General features: G+C 36.6%; 23 protein-coding genes and 1 riboswitch. Of the genes, 7 read left to right on the forward strand and 16 right to left on the reverse strand.

The window, feature by feature from the left end; genetic code table 11:
• Nucleotides 1–17: 17 nt before the first annotated feature.
• The gene (locus tag EW028_RS19215; RefSeq protein ID WP_131521964.1) at nt 18–785 is read right to left on the reverse strand and encodes a DUF2935 domain-containing protein; all 768 of its coding nucleotides are present in this window, start codon (nt 783–785) and stop codon (nt 18–20) included.
• A gap of 202 nt (nt 786–987) precedes the next feature.
• On the opposite strand from EW028_RS19215, the gene EW028_RS19220 reads away from it, so the two are divergent.
• The gene (locus tag EW028_RS19220; RefSeq protein ID WP_131521965.1) at nt 988–2,661 is read left to right on the forward strand and encodes a ribonuclease J; all 1,674 of its coding nucleotides are present in this window, start codon (nt 988–990) and stop codon (nt 2,659–2,661) included.
• A 44-nt stretch (nt 2,662–2,705) separates the two neighbouring features.
• On the opposite strand, the gene EW028_RS19225 is transcribed toward EW028_RS19220, so the two are convergent.
• Nucleotides 2,706–3,362: a restriction endonuclease subunit S domain-containing protein gene (locus tag EW028_RS19225; protein WP_131521966.1), complete on the reverse strand. Its 657-nt coding sequence runs from the start codon at nt 3,360–3,362 to the stop codon at nt 2,706–2,708.
• 211 nt (nt 3,363–3,573) lie between these two features.
• On the opposite strand from EW028_RS19225, the gene EW028_RS19230 reads away from it, so the two are divergent.
• On the forward strand, nt 3,574–3,963 hold the full coding sequence (locus EW028_RS19230; RefSeq protein WP_004225641.1) for a helix-turn-helix domain-containing protein: 390 nt from the start codon (nt 3,574–3,576) through the stop codon (nt 3,961–3,963).
• 42 nt (nt 3,964–4,005) lie between these two features.
• Here EW028_RS19230 and EW028_RS19235 read toward each other — a convergent pair whose 3' ends face one another.
• Nucleotides 4,006–4,881, reverse strand: coding sequence for a radical SAM/SPASM domain-containing protein (locus tag EW028_RS19235; RefSeq protein ID WP_131521967.1), 876 nt, complete (start codon nt 4,879–4,881; stop codon nt 4,006–4,008).
• A 196-nt stretch (nt 4,882–5,077) separates the two neighbouring features.
• Here EW028_RS19235 and EW028_RS19240 point away from each other — a divergent pair, with 196 nt between their 5' ends.
• Nucleotides 5,078–5,491: a hypothetical protein gene (locus EW028_RS19240; RefSeq protein ID WP_131521968.1), complete on the forward strand. Its 414-nt coding sequence runs from the start codon at nt 5,078–5,080 to the stop codon at nt 5,489–5,491.
• Nucleotides 5,492–5,692: 201 nt separating this feature from the next.
• On the opposite strand, the gene EW028_RS19245 is transcribed toward EW028_RS19240, so the two are convergent.
• From EW028_RS19245 to EW028_RS19255, 3 genes are all read right to left on the reverse strand, one after another.
• Nucleotides 5,693–7,096, reverse strand: coding sequence for a SpoVR family protein (locus tag EW028_RS19245; protein ID WP_131521969.1), 1,404 nt, complete (start codon nt 7,094–7,096; stop codon nt 5,693–5,695).
• Between the two features lie 44 nt (nt 7,097–7,140).
• A complete protein-coding gene (gene yhbH, locus EW028_RS19250) occupies nt 7,141–8,298 on the reverse strand; it encodes a sporulation protein YhbH (protein WP_131521970.1) in 1,158 nt (385 codons plus the stop codon).
• A 264-nt stretch (nt 8,299–8,562) separates the two neighbouring features.
• Entirely contained in the window at nt 8,563–10,458 is a 1,896-nt protein-coding gene (locus tag EW028_RS19255; RefSeq protein WP_066038234.1) for a PrkA family serine protein kinase, read from the reverse strand.
• A gap of 212 nt (nt 10,459–10,670) precedes the next feature.
• Between EW028_RS19255 and EW028_RS19260 the strand changes: the two genes are divergently transcribed.
• Both EW028_RS19260 and EW028_RS19265 read left to right on the forward strand, forming a co-directional pair.
• Complete coding sequence (locus EW028_RS19260) at nt 10,671–11,666, forward strand: M23 family metallopeptidase (RefSeq protein WP_131521971.1); 996 nt, start codon at nt 10,671–10,673, stop codon at nt 11,664–11,666.
• Between the two features lie 262 nt (nt 11,667–11,928).
• A complete protein-coding gene (locus EW028_RS19265; RefSeq protein ID WP_131521972.1) occupies nt 11,929–13,623 on the forward strand; it encodes a methyl-accepting chemotaxis protein in 1,695 nt (564 codons plus the stop codon).
• A gap of 56 nt (nt 13,624–13,679) precedes the next feature.
• On the opposite strand, the gene EW028_RS19270 is transcribed toward EW028_RS19265, so the two are convergent.
• From EW028_RS19270 to EW028_RS19295, 6 genes are all read right to left on the reverse strand, one after another.
• Nucleotides 13,680–14,354, reverse strand: a complete 675-nt coding sequence (locus tag EW028_RS19270; protein ID WP_131521973.1) for a hypothetical protein — start codon at nt 14,352–14,354, stop codon at nt 13,680–13,682.
• A gap of 137 nt (nt 14,355–14,491) precedes the next feature.
• Nucleotides 14,492–15,982: a sodium:solute symporter family protein gene (locus EW028_RS19275; RefSeq protein ID WP_131521974.1), complete on the reverse strand. Its 1,491-nt coding sequence runs from the start codon at nt 15,980–15,982 to the stop codon at nt 14,492–14,494.
• Nucleotides 15,983–16,003: 21 nt separating this feature from the next.
• Nucleotides 16,004–16,756, reverse strand: coding sequence for an SDR family NAD(P)-dependent oxidoreductase (locus EW028_RS19280; RefSeq protein ID WP_131521975.1), 753 nt, complete (start codon nt 16,754–16,756; stop codon nt 16,004–16,006).
• Nucleotides 16,746–18,497: a methyl-accepting chemotaxis protein gene (locus tag EW028_RS19285; RefSeq protein WP_131521976.1), complete on the reverse strand. Its 1,752-nt coding sequence runs from the start codon at nt 18,495–18,497 to the stop codon at nt 16,746–16,748. Before EW028_RS19285 ends, EW028_RS19280 begins: the two co-directional genes overlap by 11 nt.
• 107 nt (nt 18,498–18,604) lie before the next feature.
• Nucleotides 18,605–18,690, reverse strand: a riboswitch (cyclic di-GMP riboswitch).
• Between the two features lie 211 nt (nt 18,691–18,901).
• Complete coding sequence (locus tag EW028_RS19290) at nt 18,902–19,096, reverse strand: hypothetical protein (RefSeq protein ID WP_004225659.1); 195 nt, start codon at nt 19,094–19,096, stop codon at nt 18,902–18,904.
• A gap of 141 nt (nt 19,097–19,237) precedes the next feature.
• On the reverse strand, nt 19,238–19,732 hold the full coding sequence (locus EW028_RS19295; RefSeq protein ID WP_103118849.1) for a YehS family protein: 495 nt from the start codon (nt 19,730–19,732) through the stop codon (nt 19,238–19,240).
• 185 nt (nt 19,733–19,917) lie between these two features.
• Between EW028_RS19295 and EW028_RS19300 the strand changes: the two genes are divergently transcribed.
• Complete coding sequence (locus EW028_RS19300) at nt 19,918–20,121, forward strand: alpha/beta-type small acid-soluble spore protein (RefSeq protein ID WP_004225662.1); 204 nt, start codon at nt 19,918–19,920, stop codon at nt 20,119–20,121.
• Between the two features lie 70 nt (nt 20,122–20,191).
• Here the strand turns inward: EW028_RS19300 and EW028_RS19305 are convergent, their stop codons facing one another.
• Both EW028_RS19305 and EW028_RS19310 read right to left on the reverse strand, forming a co-directional pair.
• Nucleotides 20,192–21,388 carry an MFS transporter gene (locus tag EW028_RS19305; protein WP_131521977.1) on the reverse strand — a complete coding sequence of 399 codons (1,197 nt, stop codon included), beginning with the start codon at nt 21,386–21,388 and terminating at the stop codon, nt 20,192–20,194.
• A 303-nt stretch (nt 21,389–21,691) separates the two neighbouring features.
• Complete coding sequence (locus EW028_RS19310) at nt 21,692–23,029, reverse strand: trypsin-like peptidase domain-containing protein (RefSeq protein WP_131521978.1); 1,338 nt, start codon at nt 23,027–23,029, stop codon at nt 21,692–21,694.
• A gap of 290 nt (nt 23,030–23,319) precedes the next feature.
• Between EW028_RS19310 and EW028_RS19315 the strand changes: the two genes are divergently transcribed.
• Entirely contained in the window at nt 23,320–23,640 is a 321-nt protein-coding gene (locus EW028_RS19315) for a YflT domain-containing protein (RefSeq protein WP_131521979.1), read from the forward strand.
• 227 nt (nt 23,641–23,867) lie between these two features.
• Here the strand turns inward: EW028_RS19315 and EW028_RS19320 are convergent, their stop codons facing one another.
• Together EW028_RS19320 and EW028_RS19325 are read right to left on the reverse strand one after the other, a co-directional pair.
• Nucleotides 23,868–24,527, reverse strand: coding sequence for a zf-HC2 domain-containing protein (locus tag EW028_RS19320; protein WP_131521980.1), 660 nt, complete (start codon nt 24,525–24,527; stop codon nt 23,868–23,870).
• The gene (locus tag EW028_RS19325; RefSeq protein WP_054548990.1) at nt 24,514–25,008 is read right to left on the reverse strand and encodes an RNA polymerase sigma factor; all 495 of its coding nucleotides are present in this window, start codon (nt 25,006–25,008) and stop codon (nt 24,514–24,516) included. The genes EW028_RS19320 and EW028_RS19325 overlap by 14 nt, the downstream gene beginning before the upstream one ends.
• Between the last annotated feature and the right edge of the window lie 235 nt (nt 25,009–25,243).

Raw genomic sequence — 25,243 nt, forward strand, 5'->3', positions numbered from 1 at the left:
TTAGATAGCCTTTAGATTTAATTATCTTGTTCTCTAGCCTGTGCAAGCTTTGTTAAATAGTATTGCTCTTCACGCCACATATGATCCGCCATCGGAGCTGTAAATGTACCTAGCACCTCTGCACTTAGCTCCATTTCTTCTAATTCTCTTAAGAATGTTTTAAATAATGTCATTTCTAGCTCAACATCTTTATTAAATCGTTTTAAAGCTGGAAAGGAATCGATATTCGTACGTAAATAGCCTGTTAATTCTACGGCCTTTAAGTAAAATTGTTCAAAGTGTTGAGCAAACTCATGACTCTTTTGCTTCAAACGCTTCTCAACACCATCTAAATCATCATTAATAATGCCTGCATGTCCAGAGGCATCTAAAAGCCAAACTAAATGATGATGAAGTTCATGGAAAATCGGTGGTGCTTCTCCTTTTTTCAAGTAATTCAGCACATTTTGGTATTCCTCTAATTCGTTGACCATATGGTTGACAAACGTAGGCGTTAAATGAATCCCAATATCCCCCAATAGTTGGTGTCTAAGTAGATGAAGCTTGAATTGTTTAAATTGCTCAACATTGTCGTCCACGGACACTGAAAAAGATACAGCATTTGAATCATCGAGCGAAGGTATATACGCAAGTAGCTGCGAGAATTGATAAATATACGTATGGGCATTTTGAATAGCATCCTTTTCTGAGGAATAGAGAGCGTCATGAATAAATTGAGCATGATTTTGCATAATTTCTAGCCAAAATCTATGCTCAAAAATAGCATGTTGCACAAAATTAGACAAAGGTTTACCTCCTCTTAACTTGATTTTAGAGAAATAACTAAAAAATTTACTCGGAGCTGTCTTTGATTTTGTTGTCTCTCCATTCTATTCTTTGCGTTATACAATTAGTCGTATATTTCGTATAGGATGAAATGCTAAAAGCTATACTACCTATGGCAAAAGCATTTAGAAGGCTTTATTTAAAACTATAGGAGGGAATACGTTGTCAACAAGTAAACAGCTATTATCCATATTCGCCCTAGGTGGGATAAATGAAATTGGTAAAAATATGTATGTAGTACAATATGCAGATGACATAATTATTATTGATTGCGGAGCAAAATTTCCTGATGAAACACTGCTTGGAATTGATTTAATCATTCCAGATATTACGTATTTACTTGATAATAAGGAGAAAATTAAGGCATTAATTGTCACGCATGGTCATGAGGATCATATTGGTGGTATTCCTTACTTACTAAAAAAATTAAATGTCCCTGTGTATGCTACCCGATTCACGCTTGGACTTATTGAATTAAAGCTGAAGGAACATAAACTTTTAAGAGGAACCGATTTAATTGAAATTCATGCAGACTCAGCTCTACATTTAGGACAAATCGATGTTAGTTTCTTTAGAACCAATCATAGTATACCCGATTGTTTAGGAATCGTTTTAGCCACACCAGAAGGAAACGTTGTCCATACTGGAGATTTTAAATTTGACCTAACGCCTGTTAACAACCAATTTGCTGATATTCATAAAATGGCTGAAATCGGTTCAAATGGTGTGCTAGTTCTTATCTCGGAAAGTACAAATGCAGAAAGACCAGGTTTGACACCTTCAGAGCAACTTGTAGGGCATCATATTGAGGAAGCCTTTTTACATGCTGAGCGAAAAGTAATCATCTCTACCTTTGCTTCAAATGTTAATCGTATTCAACAAATCGTACATGCAGCAATTGCCACCAATAGGAAGCTAGCTTTAGTAGGGCGTAGCATGGTCAATGTCGTTGATGTTGCAATTGAACGAGGTTATTTATTTGTACCAGAAGATCTGTTAATTGATGCACGAGAGGTCAAATACCTCCCACCAGAAGAGGTGGTGGTCCTCTGCACAGGTAGCCAAGGCGAGCCTCTAGCTGCACTTGCAAGAATAGCAAATGGTAATCATCGTGAAATTAAAGTTTTACCAGACGATACAGTCATTCTTGCCGCTTCACCAATCCCTGGTAATGAAAAGGGCGTTTCTCGCATTGTGGACAATTTGTTTCAGCTTGGTGCTAAGGTTATTTATGGTTCTTCCAGTCATACAGGTATGCATGTATCAGGACATGGTCATCAAGAGGACTTGAAACTTATGCTGACGTTTATGAAGCCTAAATTCTTCATCCCTATTCATGGTGAGTACCGTATGTTACATCAACATCGTTTATTAGCAGAATCTATTGGCGTTCAAAAGGGACATACATTTATTATGAAAAATGGGGATGTTGTTGATATTGAAGATTCAAAGGCAAGGCAAACACGGAAAATTCCAGCTGGGGATACCTATGTAGATGGGATTGGCATTGGTGAGGTCGAAGGAATTGTCCTCCGTGATCGCAAGCAACTTTCAGAAGATGGAATGCTTGTTATTGTATTGACACTCAATAAAGCTGACGGTGGTTTTATTTCAGAACCCGATACCATTTCACGTGGTTTTGTTTATGCTAAAGATTTCGAGGCACTGTTAACTAAAGTCAATGTGCTTTCCAAAGAAATCGTCAATGAGCTTCAAGAAGAGGGCAGACAGCAAATACATGTCCTTCGCCGAGAAATTAAAAGAGCTGTTGGACAATATTTATTTACCCAAACAAAACGTAAGCCCATGATTTTACCAATTATTATTGAAATTTAACAAGTCGGTGCAAGGATTGCTCAATCCATTTGCACCGACTTATGTTAATTGCTCAGCATTTGAAAGGAGGAATCATTTAAGAAATCTCCATTATAAATCTTATGTAACATATCCGCATATAAAGATTGGAGCTGGTCAAAGCTATGATGTAAGTTTTTTGAATGCTGATTTACTTGTTTTGACACATTATCGAAATACTGTGGAAGTTTTTCTACCGCTGTGACTAAAGAATCTTTATTCATTAATAGATGTTGAATAGCGTTTAATAGTTGAGCTGCTCTATGCTGTATATCAAGAGGAGGTAATTCAATTATTAAACGAAGGATATGACGCTTCTCTTTATTTAATTGATACCATTTAAAAAAGTGAAATAAATAGTCACTAACAACAATGGATTCATTTGGAATAATGGCAATGATATCATGACCGATGCACACAGCTTTTTTACATTGATAAATAATGGTTTCCTTTACATTTAATTTGTTGAGAAGAATGCTTTTTGCAGGTACTAGTGACAAATTTAATGAATCAACCGTGTGATCAATCTTTGGCACTTGACTAGCATCATCATCTACCATTAATTTCAAGAGTGTTGCTTTGGTGATAAAAGGAGTACCTTCCCTAGTAAAATATTGATCGTTCACAATTAAATGACCAATTTGGACTTTTGCTATTTCTTCTAAAAAAAACTGCTTCACCATGTATGAACCCTCCAATCCTCTGTCCCAATTAATACCCTGAATTCAATCTTCATTAACGCATGCCTAGTTATTTATTTAGGTCATTTGTCTGGATAAAAGTATTACTCTAAAGATTGTACCATTTTAATGAAACTTTTTCTCTATTATACCACTATAATAGTATAGTCATTTCCATTGTTTTTCACTAGCTTTTAACATAGAGGTGAATCATATGTCAGATTTTTTAAAGCTAGTAGGTGAACAACTTCGGATTATTCGATTATCTAAAGGACTTAGCCAAGAAGAAGTGGCTGAAAGAACAGGGAAGTTGGGTTTCAGTAAAGGAAGAGTTTCCAATATTGAGCATGGACAATCTAATATTACCTTAAGTACTTTGGAAACAATCATGAAGGCATTAGACATTACCCCTGAGGAGCTATTTAATTTTCAAAAATTATCTGGCGTTACTGATATTGAGGAGAAAAACCTCATGCTAGACATTCATCGCTCATTATTAAGAGAACGAAATTTAGACGAGGTAAAATATGTAGTTCGTATAACGAAGGATTTTTTAGATACGATTGATTCTCAATCAAAGAAAAACAGCTCTAACGGTCAATGACCATTGGAGCTGCTTCTTTATTTCAACGTAACTTTTTAGAAGCTACATACCAAACTTTTGACGATAGCCGCATTTTCTACATAGTTCTTCCACAGCTTCTCTTCTTGAGAAGCCTTCAACAATCTTATTGGCACGCTCTCCTTCTACAATGTCGGAGAAGGATTTTTCATGTACATTCCCTAAATTAATGACACCTTCACCATCCAAACAGCAAGGTACAACGGTACCATCCACCAATATAGCTGCTTGACTACGCAGAGCATGACAAAAGCCCTTGCCTTCATCCTCTGGCTCTAGGAGACTTGGCCATCTAAACTCATGATCTTGATTTAAATACACATGCGGGGCAATTTTTACCCCTTTACCAGGTTCTACTTTTTCTTCTATACGATAATCAAGATGATACTCATTTTCTAATATTTCTAAAGTCTCGCGGTTGCGACGAGCTGCAACATCTGAAACATGATCCTGTTGTAGATTCCATAAACGATAGGAAATAATCGTATTGTATTCCCTAGAATCTCGCACAAAATCCAAAATATCTCCTAAATATTTTTCACGATTTTCGGAGCCTTCATGCCCATCAAAGCTATGCAACGAGAAATTAATTTGACGTAATGCTGGCTTTCCTAATATTTTCTCGCGATTCTTTTTGATTAGCGTACCATTCGTTGTAATATTGACTTTGAATCCTTTTGCATGGGCAGCATCTAATAGCTGATCAATTCTTGGATGTAGTAATGGCTCTCCTTTCACATGCAAATAAATATATTTTGTATGTGGACGAATTTCATCTAATATTTTATTAAATTGTTCGACTTTAATAAGCCCCTTTGCACGCGCTGTAGGTGGACAAAAACTGCATGCTAAATTACAAACGCTTGTAATTTCTATATAAACCTTTTTAAATGTTCTCAATGTTGCTTCTCCGTTCCCATTCACTAAATAATCAAATCTCATTCATTTTAACAAATTTATTGGATAGATAGCAAAAATCGTTGAGCTTCCCTCTGGCCACTCCTACCTTTTCTCTAGGTAACATGGCTACACGTACAGGTGGGTTCAAGAAGCGCTAATATCTTAATAGTAATAGGAATGGAAGGGAGGAAAAACGATGTCTAGTTTTAATTCTAAAAAATTTTATGGACCTGACGAACCTGAGCAGGAATCCTCTAACAAGCAAGGGAAAAATCATATAACAATAAATTTTACATTCAATATAGGAAATACTGATTTTCACTTTGAGCAGCGTGCAGAAGGCGGAGGCCAAATCAATCATGATGTAGGCACAAATGCCAACCAAGGTGGACAAAACGCTAGTAACGGTAGTCATACACGCAACGTCAATTCACAGTTTGCTGACGGTAATGGAAGAAGCGGTATTGCTGGTAATCATAATGACGAGGCTGGTGGGCAACAAGGCATTAAAGTACGAGATAGTCTTGTCATTGATAGTGATATTCATTCATCCTCTAACCATAGTGAAAGTAATGAAGAGACTGATGTATTAACTGAAGAAGGCGAGTAGATTGGTTTCAAAAAGATCATATCAGTCGCAAAAAAAGTCCTTTTGGCAAGAACAGGCTCTGTGCTCTGCCACAGGAAAGCTAGTAGCTTGCAACCGATTGTTGACCTTTTCTAAAAACTACTATTAATGGTTTTGTTTTTCAATGCGATGAAAAAACTTCTATCTGCTTGATGGTACCCTCAACAGATAGAAGTTTTTTTATTATACATTGCGTTTATAATTTTTTGTGCCGTCATATGAATAGAGCATCGGCTTTTTATCCACATAGGTTTCTAAATGAACAGGACGTCCCCATAGCTGGTAAATATAAGGTAATACATTTTCTAAATAGTGTGGATCTAACTCCATCCCTTCATAGCCATGAACTAAATATAGCTCGCCATTCCGCAAATAATCACCATTTTTCACCACAATATATGGGAAGCCGCCGTTTACACGCATGGATACGAGTTGATCGCGAACCATCTCGTGATCCTTATCCGTTATACGGTATTCATTCCCTTTCTTTTGGAACAAGTACAAATCTTCACGCTTCGCTAAATCCTTTGTTAAATAGTTTCGAATAAAGGAAATATCTGATTCTACCTCTCTTACCTCAAAAATCTTTTCACGTCCCGTATTTGGCAAAACACCTAACCGTTTCATTTCCTCAGTAGGATTATTATAGCGATTTTCAATATCCTCGAAAATTTTAATCCCAAGATAATATGGATTAATCGATGTTTTGGAGGGCTGCACAACCCCCGCATTTAATTTGGCATATTCGATCGTTTCAGCAGTAGTTAACTTTAGCTCCCGCATGATTCGTTGATGCCAGAAGGAGGCCCAGCCCTCGTTCATTATTTTAGTTTCTAATTGAGGCCAAAAATAAAGCATTTCCTCTCGCATCATTGTTAATATATCTCGTTGCCAGTCTTCCAATTCACGGCTATGTTCCTCTAAGAATAACAACAGATCTTTTTCTGGCTGAGGAGGAAATTGCTTTAATCTGCGTCGAATTGGTTTATAAACTTTTTCTTTTTCTTCTATACTCCATAAATCATCATACGGTGATTTTGTTGGTGGTTTTTCCTCCTCAAGCTCATCCTCTTCACTCCAGGATAGCTTCGGTCTTAAAATTGATGGATCAATATGTTCTTGAATAGCTAAAACAGCATCTAAAAACTGCTCCACCTCATCCTTGCCATACTCTCTCTCATAGCCAGCTATTCGCTCCGCAGTTGCGGTCATACTTTCTACCATATCTCTTCTTGTATTAGAAAAACGTATATTATTTTTGAAGAAATCGCAGTGTGCTAGAACATGGGCAATAATCAATTTATTTTGGGTTAAAGTATTGGTATCCAGTAAAAATGCATAGCAAGGATTTGAATTAATGACAAGCTCATAAATCTGACTAAGTCCTAAATCATATTGAAGCTTCATTTTATGAAATTGTTTGCCAAAGCTCCAATGGGAAAAGCGCGTGGGCATACCGTAGGCGCCAAATGTATAAATAATATCTGCTGGACAAATTTCATAACGCATTGGATAAAAATCTAAGCCAAAGCTTGAGGCAATTTCGGTAATTTCATCTATTGCACGATGAAGCTCTTTTGTGTCCATTTTACGCCCCCTCCTTTGAACGTGGTGCTGAGGATACTTCCATGTTACTCTTCACTTTTCTTGAAAAAGCTCTTTAAAGCGTCATACACATCGCCTTTTTTTCTCAAAATATGGTATCTGAATTTAGGATCATCAATTTTTTTATACGTATACATAAGCGTTGAGAATCGGTTATGCTGATTCACCTCACCATAGCCAAACATGCTGGATACATCCATTAACTCTCCTACTAGCTTCAAGCACTTTTCATTGTCCATCGATATATTTTCACCATCTGAAAAATGGACAGGATAAATATTGTAGCGAGACGGATGATATTTATCCTGAATTAATTCCAATGCCTTTTTATAAGCTGAAGAACAAATGGTTCCACCACTTTCGCCCTTTGTAAAAAACTCCTCTTCTGTGACAACCTTTGCCTCAGTATGATGGGCAATAAATTCAATTTCTACTGTTTCATATTTTGACCGTAAAAACTTCGTCATCCAAAAGAAGAAGCTTCTCGCACAATATTTTTCAAATGCTCCCATTGAGCCACTTGTATCCATCATGGCGAGCACTACGGCTTTGGATTCTGGTTTCTCCACTTCATCCCATGTTTTAAAACGTAAATCGTCATTGTGGATTGGCGTTATTTCTGCTTTCCCATGCATCGCATTGCGCTTTAATGCATTCAAAATGGTACGCTTTTTATCGACATTACCCATGAGTCCTTTTTTTCGAATATCATTAAACTCTATTTTTTCTGTTTTAATATCTGCCTTTTCTTTTTGCTGTAAATTAGGTAACTCTAGTTCATGAAATAAAACATTTTGAATTTCCTCAATACTGACTTCCGCTTCATAATAATCTTGGCCAGGCTTGTCACCTGCTTCTTTACCTTTACCGGGAGCCTGATTGGCCTTACTGCCATCGCGCGCTACTACATCTCCAACACTACTATCCCCTTGTCCCTGCCCTACATGCTTAGAGTTATCATAGTTATATCGAATTTTATATTCATCAAGTGACCGAATTGGTATCTTAATAACCTCGCGACCATTGGACATCACAATACTTTCTTCGCTAACTAAATCAGGTAAATTATTTTTAATTGCATCTTTCACTTTTTCCATATGGCGTTGTTGGTCTTGGTGCCCTTTACGATGGAGGGACCAATTTTCCTGAGAAATGACAAAGCGTTTATTTTTGTGTTCAGTCATTTTTATCCTCACCCATCTATCAAATTCGCTTTTTCTATACTATGCTTGAGAGCCAAATTTTTGAACTTTTTTCATAAAATCAATTGTAAATCTATCAATCACGCCTCAATGCGTCCAGATTTTTTCCGATTATGCTCGAAAGTTTCTCTTCAAAGTCTCGGACATCCTCTGGGGCTTTTTGTTGATAAATCTCTCCTCCTGATAATAAAAGGAGTGCCCTAAAAATGGGACACTCCTATCTGACTTGGAACAATGAACATCAAGTTATCGATTGAGCAAACTTCCTACATACTGTAACAACTCATTTGCTGATGTTGTATTATAGCCATGTTCATCAACAAGCCTTGCCACAACCTCATTAATCTTCTTCAGCTGCGATTCATCTGGCATCTTAGAAGAAGTAGTAATTTTCACGACATCTTTCAAATCTGCAAATAATTTCTTCTGAATGGCTTCTCGCAATCTTTCATGAGAATTGTAATCAAAACGTTTACCTTTTCGTGCATAGGCTGAAATTCGAATGAGAATCTCTTCACGGAATGCCTTTTTAGCATTTTCTGAAATGCCAATTTGCTCCTCAATCGAGCGCATTAATTTTTCATCTGGGTTCATTTCTTCCCCAGTAAGTGGATCATAAATTTTATTTTTATTACAAAATGCCTCTACATTATCGAGGTAGTTGTTCATCAATGTTTTTGCCGATTCCTCATAGGAGTACACAAAAGCCTTTTGTACTTCGTTTTTAGCAATTTCATCATATTCTCTACGAGCAACCGCAATATAATTCATGTATTTTTCACGATCCTCTTGAGAAATAGATGCATGCTGATCTAGCCCATCCTTCAATGCTCGTAAAACGTCTAAGGCATTTATAGATGGTATCTCTTTGCGGATAATAGCGGAAGAAATACGGTTAATAATATAGCGTGGATCAATACCGTTCATGCCTTCATTCGGGAACTCTTTCTTCAGCTCCTCTAAGTCAACGGAATTAAATCCCTCCACATTTTCTCCGTCGTACAAGCGCATTTTTTTAATTAGATCCACACCTTGTTTTTTCGGAACTTCCAATCGAGTAAGAACCGAAAAGATTGCTGCGGCCTTTAAAGCATGCGGTGCAATATGGACATGGGACATATCGCTCTCTTTTATCATCTTTTCATAAATATGCTCTTCCTGACTAACTTTGAGGTTGTAGGGAATTGGCATAACGATAATTCGAGAATGTAATGCCTCATTCTTTTTGTTCGAAATAAATGAACGATACTCTGTTTCATTTGTATGGGCAACGATTAACTCATCTGCACTAATTAAAGCAAATCTTCCTGCTTTGAAATTTCCTTCCTGTGTTAGCGATAATAAATTCCATAAGAATTTTTCATCTAGTTTTAGCATCTCCTGGAATTCCATCATTCCTCTATTGGCCTTATTCAGCTCCCCATCAAAGCGGTAAGCACGAGGATCCGACTCTGAGCCAAATTCACCTATTGTAGAAAAATCAATACTTCCTGTTAAATCTGCAATATCCTGTGATTTAGGGTCTGATGGAGTAAATGTCCCAATGCCCACACGTTTATCTTCTGAAAAAGTAATACGTTCAATCATTACATTTTCAATGCGTCCATCGTATTCCTTTTCAAGACGCATTGTATTTAAAGGCGATAAACTTCCTTCAATTCTAATCCCATATTCCTCAAAGAACTCATTACGCAAATGATGTGGAATTAAATGGAGCGGATCTTCATGCATTGGACATCCCTTAATTGCGTAAACTGCACCTTCATCTGTTCGCGAATATTGCTCTAAGCCGCGTTTTAGTAAGGTAACGATAGTTGATTTACCACCACTAACTGGTCCCATTAATAATAAAATACGTTTTCTAACATCTAACCTGCGTGCTGCTGGATGGAAATATTCCTCCACCAGTCTTTCAATTGCTGTTTCAAGCCCAAAAATTTCTTGTCCGAAAAATTTGTACATTTTTTGCCCATCGCGTTCCTCTACACCAGAACTTTTTATCATATTGTAGACGCGTGAATGGGCTGTTTGAGCAACTTCAGGTCTTTCCCTAATGATGTTTAAATAATCTGCAAATGTCCCTTCCCACTTCAGCCTGTTTTCTTCTTCGCGATAGTTTTTCACTTTATCTAAAATGTTAATAGCCTTCCCTCCATTCAGGGCTTGATTTATAACATAGTATGAAGTTAATGGCATGATGATACCATTACTTTTTCTTTGATGAAGTTTCTTCTTATTATTTCTATTTTTTTTTGCAAAAAAATAGCGGAGATATCAACTGTTTTCATACATAGAACCTTACTGAATGAAGATAAAAATTTCGGTTATTCTAACGTTAGAAAGGAGGTCTATCATTGCATCGCCATTTTATATTTCTTTTCACGTGTTTATTTTTAGTGATTATGCTGTACCCTTCCGTCTCTTTTGCAAAGGAGGATCTTACAGAAGAAGAAATTTTACAGCAGCGTATGTCCTATTATGTACAATTCGATGAATTACTCATTCCATGGCATTTTTTAGCTGCTATCGATCAATATGAAAGAAACCTACAATCAGTTCGTAAAGACATCCCTAAACGAGAGGGCTATTTGGCTATTCAATTTTCTGATGAATACTGGTCAGGCGCATTAAATCCTGTAAAGGAAGACACTTCTCCTGAGACAATTAGCTATTTCGGAGGAATGGGCCTTGACGGTAATCATGATGGAATAGCTAGTCCAAAGGATGATGAGGATGTCATTTTTTCGATGGCTAGTTATTTAGGGAAATTCGGAACAACAGATGAGGATTTTAAATTAGCATTATGGGAATATTACGGAAGTGAAGAAGCAGTCAATCAAATATTTACCATCTCCACATTGTACAGACATTTTAAAACTATAGAACTTGATGCACATACCTTCCCGCTAAATATCCGCTCTGATTACAGTTACAGGGGCACTTGGGGCGCCAATCGTGGTTGGGGTGGACGCCGTATTCATGAGGGAACTGATATTTTTGCCAGCTATGGAACGCCTGTATTATCTACCTCTTATGGAATAGTGGAGGTTAAAGGATGGAATCAATTTGGTGGCTGGCGTATTGGTATTCGGGACAATCATAATTCCTACCACTATTATGCCCACCTTGGTAGCTATCATAAGGAAATTGAAGTAGGTACAATTGTAAAACCTGGTACTGTTCTTGGCTATGTTGGAAGCTCTGGATATGGAAAAGAAGGTACATCTGGCAAATTCCCTCCACATCTTCATTATGGTATTTATAAATTTAATGGAAGAACCGAATGGGCTTTTGACCCTTATCCTTCCCTTCTACAGTGGGAGCGCAAGGCGAAAAGTCAAAAACAATAGAGAATCCTTTACTTATGGCACTTGAAGCATGTTGCTTCAGGTGCATTTTCTTTCTACATAGGAAATTCTACATAAATATATAAATCAGTCGTTAGACATCTATATATATTTAACTATTAATAAAAGGAAAATAATTATATCATTGTACTAAGAAACTATTTTTAAATATTTCTACCGAAAGGCTTATTAATACGCATAATTAGTTATAAAATAATACTTGTGTTGAAAAAATTTCTCAATGAGATAGTAAAGGGATGGGAAAATGAAAGGCATTATCAAGTTTAAAACACTTAAAACTCGAATTTTAAGTGCATTTATTCTTTTGTTAGTTTTAGTAGTTAGCTTTACAACCTACACTTACAATTCCAATACAAATATGGAAAAACAAGCAAAAGATTTAGTGAAAGAAGATTTAGTTGTTTTAGATGCAAGTAAAAATTTAGCACTCTCTATGAGTGTCCGCCTATCTGCAGCGTTAAATTATGTGTTGACAGGTGACGAAAAATACAAAGAATCATTTAATGAGTATCGCAAAATGGCTGAGGAAAATAACGCTATTCTAGACAAATATGAAAAATCAGATGAACGCGATCAACTTGTAGCAATTGCCCGAGATTGGAGTACCCTTGTCAATACAGAGGTATTTGATATCTACCAAAAGGGCAATAAAGAATTAGCTTTAGAAAATTTAATGGATACACATGAACTCGTAACGAAAGTGCGATATGGTTACGAAAAACTGGCAGATGAACGCGCTAAAGCCATTACAGATGTCGGTAACGATGTCGTATCAACTAGCTCTGAGAATCGAACAATTGGTATCGCCTTTAGCTTGATTCTAACTATAGCGGGTATTCTTATTGCTATTATCACAGCAAGTACCATTTCTAAACCTGTTACAGTCGTAGCCGACCGAATGAAAGAATTAGCAGATGGAAATTTACAACTAGAGCCTCTACCTGTAAAAACACGAGATGAAATTGGAACGTTAATGGTAGCAGCCAATGACATGAACGAAAAATTAAAACAAACGATCCAGTCTATCTACACGGTTTCTGAAACAGTAGCAGCTAGTAGTGAAGAACTTGCTCAATCATCGAATGAGGTACAAGCAGGTACTGAGCAAATTACAGTAACCATGCAAGAGCTTGCATCGGGTACAGAAACACAAGCTTCTACCACAGGTGATTTGGCAGAAACAATGACAGCATTTAAGCGTAGCATTCATGAAACTACACAGGAGGGCATTGAATTAAGCGAACATTCTAGTCATGTTCAACAATTAACGGTTTCAGGGAAAAGTTTAATGGTTCAATCTACCAAACAAATGGCTACAATAAATGAAATTGTATTAGACTCTGTGAAAAAGGTGGAAAATTTAAATGAACAGTCTGCTGAAATATCCAAGCTTGTGTCCGTTATCGATGATATTTCAAACCAAACAAATTTACTTGCCTTAAATGCAGCCATCGAAGCAGCACGAGCAGGTGAGCATGGCAAGGGCTTTGCTGTTGTGGCAGATGAAGTCCGAAAGCTTGCTGAGCAAGTACAGTTCTCTGTCACGGATATTGCAACAATTGTCCAGCGTATTCAAGGTGAAACTGGCACTGTAACATCTGCCCTTCAGACTGGCTATGAGGAAGTAAAAAGAGGAACCACTCAGCTCGATGAAACAAATAAAACATTTGAAAAAATTTCTGATGCTGTTGGGGATATGATTGATAATATTTCAACGATTTCAACGAATTTAAATCAGCTGGCTCAAAATTCGGAAACCATTAATGCTTCTATTGATGATATGGCCTCCATTTCACAGGAATCCGCAGCTGGCGTTGAGCAAACAACAGCAACTGTTGAGGAAACCGCCGCTACAATGGATGAAATCGCTAGAAGTGCAAATCAGCTTGCTGGAATGGCCGAAGAATTAAATACACAGCTACAGCAATTTAAAATTTAATCATCTAAACAACAATGGCTATCTCAAATTTTTCTATTTTGAGATAGCCTTCTCTCTTATTGCCAATGACTTATTGGCACTCGTTCCAGTTCATGACGTTTAATAATAACACTTATCTTTTGAAACCATTTCTCACAAAGCTCTATGGCTTCTTTATAGTCATCCTCCTCTTTTGATATGGGATCTTCACTATTATCCATGAACATATATTCTTGAATAGGCTCTGATAAATGATCTACAACTAACTTTAGCGATAGCTGTGAAATTGTATCTTCTTCTACCTCCTCTTCTTCTATTTCATCTGCTTCAGCAAGTAAGGAACCACTCATTAGATGATTCTTTGTTCGAACCGTAAATACTTCATCTTCCATGATGGCCACCTCATATATTCTGTTAAATGGCACCTCTATAATTTTTAGTTCTTCGTCTAAAGCTTCTCTTCGGGCGAAAATAAGCATGTTTGTCTGTTCATTTAACAGTAAAGCATTTAAAGCATCATGGGAAACTGTACATTGTGTATGAGGAATAGCCATTATCTCCTCCTCACTAGCTTCCGTCATGGCTGTCAAAGTTTGTATGGCCATATAACGCTCTTTTAAATAACGGATACTCCCTAGACCGACTAAAGCGAGCCCAATTAAAAAAAATAGTTGCTTAATAATGACTAATTCAATAGCATTTGCTAGATAAAGATAGACAATCCCTAATAAAATGAAGAAAATATTTTTCATTCAATTCCCGCCTTTATCAAGATAATCACTAGAAAAATTCAGATGATGTACTAGCAATAGTATTCTTGATTCTATCTTTTCATTCTAATAAAAAACACGAATTCATTGAACTTTACAATGAATCCGTGCTTTTGCTTTTAACGACCAATTAGCTCTTCTTTACTACTTACGTCATCTAATGTTTTATCTTTTTCTATTTTATGCATCTCAAGAACATGCTCAGATGGCGGCACGAGTAAGCTCACCACGACAATTGTGATACCAGTTATAACAACACCCGAAAATACAGGAGCCTGCCATAATTCATTTAATAGGCCTATGAAGCCTTCTGATTGGATTGTCAGACTAGGTACGAATGTTAGTGATGTCACAATATAATAAACTAAGCCAACGGAAATACTTGCCCAAACTGCGGGTGTACTGACACGTTTCCAAAATGGTCCTAAAACGATTGGCCAGAATATTGTTACGAATATAATATCCCAAGCTAAATAAGCTAAATCAATTACTTTTTGGAAGCTTACAGCTAGCACTAAACCTAATAAAGCACTAGCTAGAATAATAGATCGTGAAAATCTTAATAGCTTCTTAGGATCAGGATTACGATTAATAAAATCTAAATAAATATTCTTTGTCACAATCCCTGAAGTCGCTACATAACATGCAGCTACTGTAGACATCCCCATGGCTGCCATAGCTGTTAAGAAAATAGCTGCTAATATAGGCGGAAAATAACCTTGTGCAAAGGTAAGCATCAATGTTTCTGGGTTTGTGCTCTCAGGATAAATAGACTTAAAGGCTTCCCCTAGCATCCCTGGAATCCAGCTAATTGCAATGACAATAATACCAGCAATAATCATACTTCGTTGTGCCACTCGCGGACTTTTCGCAGCAGCTACCCGCTGCCCAAGGTCAACTGCTGGGATATCTCCAAGTGCTAGTACAAGATACAAAGTCCAAAATTCTGCTCCTGCCTTCTCAAATAATGTACTGATATTCCACCACTCAGGATTAAATGTAACGTCTGGATAGTAAAACAAAATAAAAATGGTGATACCCAAAATGCCTGCCACTGCAAGCGCACCTTGTACGATTTCAGTATAGGCAACTGCCCATAAACCACCAATAACTGAATAAATAGCCGTTAGCGATACAAATAGAAGCGCCGCAGGTATAAAATCAATTTGCAACAATTGCTGAATAATATAAGTTCCACCAACTGTTAATGCCGCTGCATTAAAAACACCAAAAGCAATTGCCATAACAACCCCTGTATAGGCTCCTAGCTTTTTACTGCCATAGCGTAAACCGTAGTAATCTGCTAATGTCCAGCCCTTTAAACGTCGTAATGGCTTGGTCCAAATGAGTGCGCCAAGAATCATACAAGTCCCTAAACCACCCATTGTTGCCGAACCTTCAAAGCCACCACTTGTATAGCCAGAGCCTACCGCTGCAAAAAAGAAGGGAGCAGCTAATAAAGCAGCGACTAAACTACCCGTTACAACGGATAAAGGCATGCTCCAGCCAGCAACAATTAAATCCTCGGCTGTGTTGACACGCTTATAGCCTTTATAGCCAATGTAATAGATAAATAATAAGTATAAGCAAAAGATAATAATATTTAACATTATTTACTCCTTCGTTTTCCATTAACCGTTCATTACGACCCCACCATTTGGCGTTAATATTTGACCTGTATAGAAGTCAGCATGATTAGAGGCTAAAAATAATACACTTTTCGCAATCTCCTCTGGTTGCGCTAAACGTTTTAATGGATATTTTGCGGATTCTTCCTCCACATAGTTATCGCCAAACTCTCGTAGAATGTCCGTAAATGTTCCACTAGGAGCAACTGCATTGACAAGTATAGAAGGTGCTAATTCTCTTGCTAAAGCCTTTGTAAATGCATTAATAGCACCCTTCGCAGCTGAATAATGTGTGAATTCTTCACAACCCAAGCTACCAATATCAGATGAAATATTGATGATTTTCCCTGTATTACGTTCCTTCATTCTTTTAGCTGCTTCACGGCAATTATAGAAACAGCCATATAAATGAACTTTAATCATGCGGTCCCACTGCTCATCCGTTAAATCTGTCATACTGGAACCCTGTGCAAATCCAGCGTTATTTACAAGAATATCAAGATCCCCGAGATGCTCGTCCATAAATTGATGCATCGCTTGTACTTCTTGTGAGTTAGCAACATCTGCGTGGAATATTAAAGCTTTCACACCCCACTTTTCTGCTTCTGCACGTACAGCTTCTGCCTCTTGCTCATTCCCAATATAATTAATTAAAATATTGGCTCCATGTTGCGCAAAGCCTAATGCAATTGCTTTACCAATTCCTTTACTAGAGCCTGTAATTAAAACATTTTTTCCTGTAAAATTAATGTCCATTTTGATCATTCTCCAATTTGAATTTTGCCACAAGACCTTGCAGCTCTTCTGCAGTTTTGCCCAATGATGAAGAGGCATCCTTTACTTCCTGCATGGTAGATAATTGCTCTTGTGTAGATTTCGATACATTTGAAGAGAATTCTGCTGACTGCTCTGCAGATTGTTTAATATTATTAACAGATGCCGCCACTTCCTCTGAGGATGCAGAAATTTGTTGTGAGGCTGCTGAAATTTCACGTATTTGGCTAGCTACTTCTTCTGATGAAGTAAGAATTTCTTTAAAGATTTCGCCTACTTCATTGGTAAATGCCATCCCTACCTTAACATCCTCTTTGCCTTTCTCCATAACCGTGATAGAAGCATTTGAATCAGACTGAATAGAACTAATTAAATTATAAATTTCTGTTGCTGATTGAGAGGATTGTTCTGCTAAGCGTCTCACCTCATCCGCAACAACGGCAAAGCCTTTTCCATGTTCACCTGCTCGTGCCGCTTCGATGGCAGCATTTAATGCTAATAGATTTGTTTGATCGGCAATAGCAGTAATTAAGCTAACAATTTCACTTATTTTTTTCGTATTAACATGTAGACCATTAATGGTTGTCCCTATTTGTTCAACAGAATCATTAATTAACTCCATTTGAGCAATAACTTGTTGTACAACTTCATTGCCTCGTTCAGAAGCCTGTGATGCTGAAATAGAAGATTCCGCAGCTACATTTGCAGAATCAGCAATTTGCTGAATACCTGTTGCCGTTTCTTCCATAGCAGCAGCTGTTTCCTCTGTCATGGTCATCGAGGCCTCAGCATTTTGTGTAATTTGATTCATGTCTAGTGCAATATTTGTTGAGCTGTTATAAGTTTCACCAGCATGTACCGTTAATTGATTGGCTGCTGAAGAAACGTGATTGGATGTATTGCGTATGTTTAAAATAATATGTTGCAAATTAGCCACCATTGTACGAATGGATTCAGATAATTTACCAATCTCATCCTTCGATGTCTCTAAATCAACATCTATTAATTCACCATTTGCCACTTGATTGGCAACGTTCACTACTTTTTTCAGTGGCTTTAATAGTCGATCTATAATTATGTAAACTAAAACTAATAAAATTAAAATGCCGATAATGGCAATGACAATTTGCTTAATCACACTTGTTTTAATAATCGTATTGATATAATCAGCGGAGTAATCAATCCCTAATAGGGCAATCAGTTGGCCATTATCATCTTTAATAGGACTAAAAACCGTTCTCCAAGAACCAAAAGGATCCTCGAAAATATCAGTTACCTCTGTACTATTATTTTCAATAGCTAATTTTGCTGTTTCTACATGTTCATCCGCTAAATCAGTAAAAATTTCACCAGCTTCATAGACTTCATTTAGATTAGAGGTATAACCAATTGGATTGACGCCACCCTCATCCTTGACATCCCAAATATAACTCCAGCTCATAATACCTTGCTGTTCCTGAATCATATCAAGTTGCTTTTGGATCTTTGTAAACTTTGCGTTTGTTTCCCCTTTTTCGGACAGCAAATCTTTTACTTCATCACTGTCTAAGTTCATAGCTGTTAATAAACCAACACTTTTTAATTCTTGCTTCAAATCCACATTCATCCGATTATTCAATTCACTAATACTTTGCGTCGTAATAATAGCGATAAGCAGTAATACAACGATAGAGACTGTTAGTAAAAGCTTATTTTTTAATGATGTGTTTTTTAACAACGTCATTTCCCCTTTTCCTCCTTTGAACTTTACTTGCAAAAAAAAATGCCTATTTCAAAAGAAATAGGCATAAAAGAACAAAAACTAGAATGAAGATGATACAACTAGCACTCTTTTGCAACCCAGCCGTCATAGCATTTATTGCCTTAGACCTGTAGCTTTGCGTCTCTACTTTTCAGTAAATTTGCCTATATTTCCCTACCAAAATTAACACAGTAGGTAAAAGTAGTCAATGCTCTCTACTTAAAACATACATATTTTATACTAGCTGTTCCTTCATTAATAATTATATAAATTACTTAATTATGAAGGTTTTATTCATCTATGGGACAAAATAAAAACAGCTACAACCTCAATTAGCGTTGTAGCCGTCAACTTTCAATTCACTTACCCCTAAGTGTTTGAATAAATTATACGTTTTGTGTGACAAGTAATACGGATGGTATGAAGGATAACGCAAACATAGCGATATACCATACGGAAGTACGACGTAATGAAAAGCGCACTTTTTTTCGTTCTGCATAAAAAATATCTAACATAACTGCAACAATAAAAGGCATTGTAATACATGCAATAGCTACTAATAAGATGTCAAAATAAATCATACAAGCACCCCTTTGTTTGTGAACATTTTTCATCTTTTTTGTGAACATTTTGTGATAAATTCATTGTACACAATTTCGTCACAAATTGTCAACGAGTTTTAAAGAAAAAAATGGCACTTTATGATTGATATCCATTGTGCATTATGCTCTATATTTATATGTTAGGCCCCTTAAAAAATTTCGTACGAATGAATCGCCACACTCTTTATAATTACGATGACTTGGATTTCTTAAAATAGCACCTAATTCACCTTTTGTGACTTTAATACCGCCGTCATATAAAATCTCAAGCATCTCCTCGGTTGTTAAAGCTAAAGCAATTTTCACTTTCTTTAGTAGCATATTATTTGGGCTTTCTTTACCTGACACAGGTAACGGTCCAACCGCCTGTCCTTCCCTTGGTTTCTGAGGCCCGCGTTTAAAAGTAATTAATCCATTTAAAAATGCCTCTAACATTTTATTATTACATTTGATGTATTCCTCTGGCGCTTCTTCCTCATCATTAATCTTAATCAGCATATTTAATACTTCTTCCTTTGTATAATCCATGCCACCAAGTTTAAAAATTTCTACCATATCTACATTTTTTATATCGAACGCATAGCGTAAACGAATTAAGATATCATTATTTGTCATTATATGTTCCTCCTTTAATTAACCTTATATAGTAAAGAGCCAGGCTTAATTATAACAGAGAGTTTGCTGATTATTGCTAGCTTTCCACAAGTTGTTGTTGTTAGCAAATAGCGTGTGCATTTCCTACTTTTTAAATGTATGAAAAATTTCATCGCAACCATTCTAAGGTCAAGGAGGTGAGAACAATGGCTAACAATAACCGCAGTTCAAATAAACTTCTAGTACCTGGAGTACATGAGGCTGTCAATCAAATGAAATATGAAATTGCACAAGAGTTTGGCGTTCAGCTTGGACCAGAAGCATCTTCTCGTGCAAATGGTTCCGTTGGAGGAGAGATTACAAAACGCCTGGTTGAAATCGCTGAAAAACGTTCAAAAGGTTTATTATAATTAAATACTAATAAGAAAAGAACGAATCCCATTTACATAATTGGAATTCGTTCTTTCGTGCTCTATAAAATTATGCTGTTTGCAATTCCTTCCCTGAGCTCTTAAGCGTTAGCATAACGATAAAGGAAATACAATACAGTGCTGCTAAGTAAATCATCACGACAGTCATATCGTAGCTTTGTAAAATAAAGCCGACAAAGATTGGTGAAAACCCACCTATAGCTCGTCCAAAGTTAAAAATGGTGTTTGTTGCTGTACTGCGAATTTGTACTGGATAAAAGCTACTAATTAATGCACCATACCCTGCAAACATTCCATTAGAGAAGAATCCTACAACCGCACCGCCTACTAATATCGCTACTGCACCTGTTGCAAACGAGTAAAGGAATACAGCACATGCAGAGGCTACTAAAAAGATCCCGAACGTTCGCTTTGCACCAAAACGATCCATAAATCTGCCAAACGTTAGCATTCCAATGATCATGCCTACTGCGGTACTAATGGTCCACAATGCTGAGCTTGAGACCGATAAACCTTGCGATTTCTGTAACATCGAAGGTAGCCAAATCATTAGACCATTATAGCCTGCAATTTGAACAGTAGCCATTAGAATTAGGGAGAGTGTTGTCATGGTGATACGAGGTGAAGCAAATAATTGTGCTAATTTCCCGTTCTCTTCCTTATTATTTTGTTGTTTCTGCGCTGCTAACCATTCTGGTGATTCATCAATATTTTTACGTACGATAAAGGCAAAAATAACTGGTAGTAATCCTACAAAGAATAATGCACGCCACCCTAAAGTTGGTAAAATAATAGCACTTAATAAAGCGGCTAAAATGACTCCATATTGTGCACCTACACTGACATAAGAGGATGCTCTGCCTTGTTTATTCTTTGGCCAAGCCTCCGCCACAAGCGCCATCCCAATACCATATTCTCCGCCAGCACCTAAACCAGCGATAAATCTATAAACATAAACTTGTTCAATACTTGTTGCTACTCCTGTTAAGGCCGTTCCGATGGCAAACAAAATAATCGTATACGTAAATACTTTTACTCGACCATATTTATCTGCTAACACACCGAAAACAATACCACCCAGTAGCATCCCAATATTCGTGATGGATGAAATCAATCCACCTGTTGCAAGATCAATATTAAATTCTGCAATAATCATTGTCATAGCAAAGGAAATAAACATAATATCCATTCCTTCTAACGTTAGCCCTGCCACTGAAGCGACCACGGTTTTTTTACGATAATCCATTCTTGTTAGCCTCCAATTTTCTAGTTGTCGATCTCTTTTAGTGAATGGATTATAGCTGTCTTGTCCATTCTCTTTTGAAGCCTCACAGGACTTCCTTTAAAAGAGGAGTATGGAACAATAATAAAAGCCCTTCCGTCACAGAGGACAAAAGGGCATGACAAAGCAAAGATATTAGCTTAAAAATATCACATAGCCCTTTTCAGCCTCTCTGGACCGTATTAAAGGATTTATATATCGTTCATTTATACCGTTCTACATTCTATAAGATTACTGAAGAAAAAGCAATGGTCGAATAGTGGAAATTCAACACGGTATTTCTATAAAGTTTTGAGCAAACTGATAAATTAGATTGGCAGGTACAGCCAAATTAAGGTTTTGACCATCATCGAAGCCTGCTGTAATCAGACCAACCAATCGCCCATGCATATCCAATAAAGCACCACCTGAACTGCCATTTGATATAGCGGCTGTAAATTGAATCATAGACATTTGCCGAATATCACGAAAACCCGAAACAATCCCATCAGAAACCGAATTAAACAATCCTAACGGACTGCCAATCGCCACAATTTTTTGCCCTCGAACTAATTGTCCATCCATTTTTACAGGTAAAGGATGGCTTATTCTGTCTACCTTCAAAATAGCCAAATCATGCATATCATGATATTTCACAAATTGATGGGCAATATACTCGTTGGTATCATTTTCATAGAGCACAGAATAATATTTTCCACCACCCACAACATGCAAGTTTGTTAAAATATATCCATCTTGGTGGAGAATGACACCAGAGCCATAGCATAAAACCTTGTCATCTTCCCCGAAGGTCTTTATCATCACAACAGATGTGGCTAAGGAGGCTAATTGCTCATAGCTCCACTCCTCTGTCGCATTCGTTTTTTGAGCAGGAATGTTCAATTGTCTTGAAGTACTTTTAATAGGCAATGTTATTTCTTTTTCATAGAAATGACGACACATATGTAAGGTAGATGACGCTTCTATTATAGGGTACAAATTGGCAATATCTCCTTTAGGATTCATGTAACAAATATCGCACCCCAGTGACGATAAGAAATATAAAAATAGTAATTCATGCTGCGTAATGTCGCCTATAAAAACAATTTTTGGGGACGTTGGATTTTCCTCAGAAAAAATTTGTGGTAAATAATAATCCATCCAATACAAAAATTTAACGGCAAAATTTTTTAACAACGTTTCATTAGGATAAGGCTGATTTTCTTTAAATAGTTGAATCATCTGTAAAAAGCTTAGCTTTTTTGTCCATTCAAGTTGATCACTCGCTAATTTACTACACAAAGAAAGCTTATACAGTAATTGCTTGTTTTCAGCAGCAGTCTGCCACCTTCTCCAACTTTCCGTCAATCTATCTACATCCTCCTTATTACGAATGACCTCAAGCTTCTGCAGCCGTAAATAAAAAATGCTTTGCTTGGAGAAATACTCCTCCATTTTTAGAATCTCATCTTTATAAAAATCTACAGAATCAGGTATACCGATATATCTTAGAAAAACTACTTCCTTCGTAAGAGAATGTTTGTGGTGATGAATTTGCATAAACTCCTGAAAAGTACTTGCTGATTTATTGTATTTAATTTTTAACGGTCTAGTTGTCACAATCATCTTCATACAACTCCTATAAGAACGTCATTACATAATGGTACTTATATACAATTCTCTGATGTTTCTCTAAATCCTCTATTGATGCAAACAAAAAAGCCCAACTCTATAAAGAATTGGATGTAGCTTTGGAATAAAGATTTAGAATAACAACCCCCAATGTTTTCTAGTTGTTCATTAGTATTCCATTAGTTGTTAATGCCACTCTAACATAATTAAAAACTAAAAAGATGTTTTATCCATTCAATTTAGTGGAATAGATTGAATGTGAACATATATAGGAGGGATCAATAATGACAGTCAAATTGACAGTAGAAAACGTAGTACAGGCGAAACAAGAAGTGGAGAAATTAGAAGCGCAAGGATATCTTCGAGATAACATTTACATCTTTGCGCACTATGAAGAACGTGAAGTTGATATTAACGAAGCACTCGGGACTGAAGAAGCTGGTATTAGCGAGCAAGGGTTCCTGACTTCTCTGAAGAACCTGGTGAATTCCCGTGGAGATGAACTCCGCAACAAGTTAGCTTCTGTCGGATTAAGTGAATCGGAAGCTGCTCAATTCGAAAAGGAACTGGATACAGGTAAATTGGTCATAATTGCCAATAAGTAAAAACAAACCCGGGAATCCAATCCCGGGTTTGTTTCATTTTACACCTTCGTCTCTGTATTCAAGATAGCCTTTCAACTATTGTCAATGATCTGCTCGAGGAAATTTTCTTCTTCTTCATTAAAGAGTCTTCTTTAGCAATATGGTCCTATTCATAAAGAATGACACTTTTCCTTATTACGGAAAAGCACCCGATAATGGAATAACTAAATATGATTTCCATCAGATTATTATTTCTCCCAAATTAATACTGCACGTTCTAAAACTGAATCCCAAGAATCCTTTCCTCCAGGAACCATCTCTTCTGAATCAAATTCCACATAATATACCGCATCGTTATTTCCACTTTCAGGTAGAACAAAGGTATCTTCTTGTCCAAGCCTCTTTTCATCATCAATCAGGTTTCTCGAAGGCGAATCAGCCACTGTTTTTGTATAATAAATAAAACTCACAATCTTTTTCTCTCCATCAATTTCAATTCCCATAGGAAACGTTCCGTGAACACCTGCACGGCTTTTGCCATAATATCGGGAAACCAACTGATGATCATTTTGTCTTTCGATTTTGATCAAATCTTCCGAATAAGAAATAACCGTTTCATAATAGAAAACAGACAAATAGGTCCCTAATAAAATAAGTGCCGTTATGAAAACCGAAGTAATGGAAATGATCACTTTTTTCTTACGCCATTTTTTACTGATCTCTTTAAATTGAAAAGCCTTATTTTCTGCCGGGATATAAAGTTCCTGTTTCATGGTTTCATATTCTTTTTGACATTTTTCACAATGCTGTAAATGTTCGTCTACCATTTCTTTTGTATCTTCACTAACTACCTCATCAACATACAGAGGTAAAACATCTTGAATAATTGTGCATTTAATCTCTTTCATAATTCATCGCCTCCATATACTCGATAATTTGTTTTCTCGCTCTGTAAAAGGTAACCCTTGCCCACCCTGCACTTTTTCCAAAAAGACGTCCTATCTTTTCAAAAGGTAATTCTCCAAAAGTACGTAATGAAAAGACCTCCTTATATGGCTCATTCATCGAGTGAAGAAACTGATGAACCATGAAGGCATCTTCTTCATTCATCAAATGCTTTACAATTTGCACTTCCATACTTGATTCTTCTACTGCACCTGAATCTACTTGTCGTTTCTTTCTTTTGTAGTGTGAGAAATATGTATTTTTCGCAATTGTAAAAAGCCATGCTCGAATATCCTTAGAACCATCAAATTTTTTTATTGCTTTTAATGCCTTAAAAAATGCTTCTTGTGTTATTTCCTCGGCTATGCGCTCATCGTGACTTAATGATAGGATATATAAATAAACTTCTTTAAAGTATTCCTGATAGATTTCCTCAAAGTCCACCTATTTTCACCCCTTTCACTTATATAACTCTTAGAATTTAATTACGTTACAAAAATATGTTATTTTCGATTACCAATCTACAAATGATTCAGGGGCAATATTGTTATTTTCACAATCATAAAAACAAGAGCCCCCTAGCATCTGACAAAACCTCAATAGCGATAAATTGAAAGGAGCAAAGAAAGGGAAATCTCATCCTCAAATCTTTGCTCCTATTTCTACTGTTATTTACTTG

It is taken from the genome of Lysinibacillus sp. OL1 (genome assembly GCF_004332175.1).
Lineage (GTDB): Bacteria > Bacillota > Bacilli > Bacillales_A > Planococcaceae > Lysinibacillus > Lysinibacillus capsici.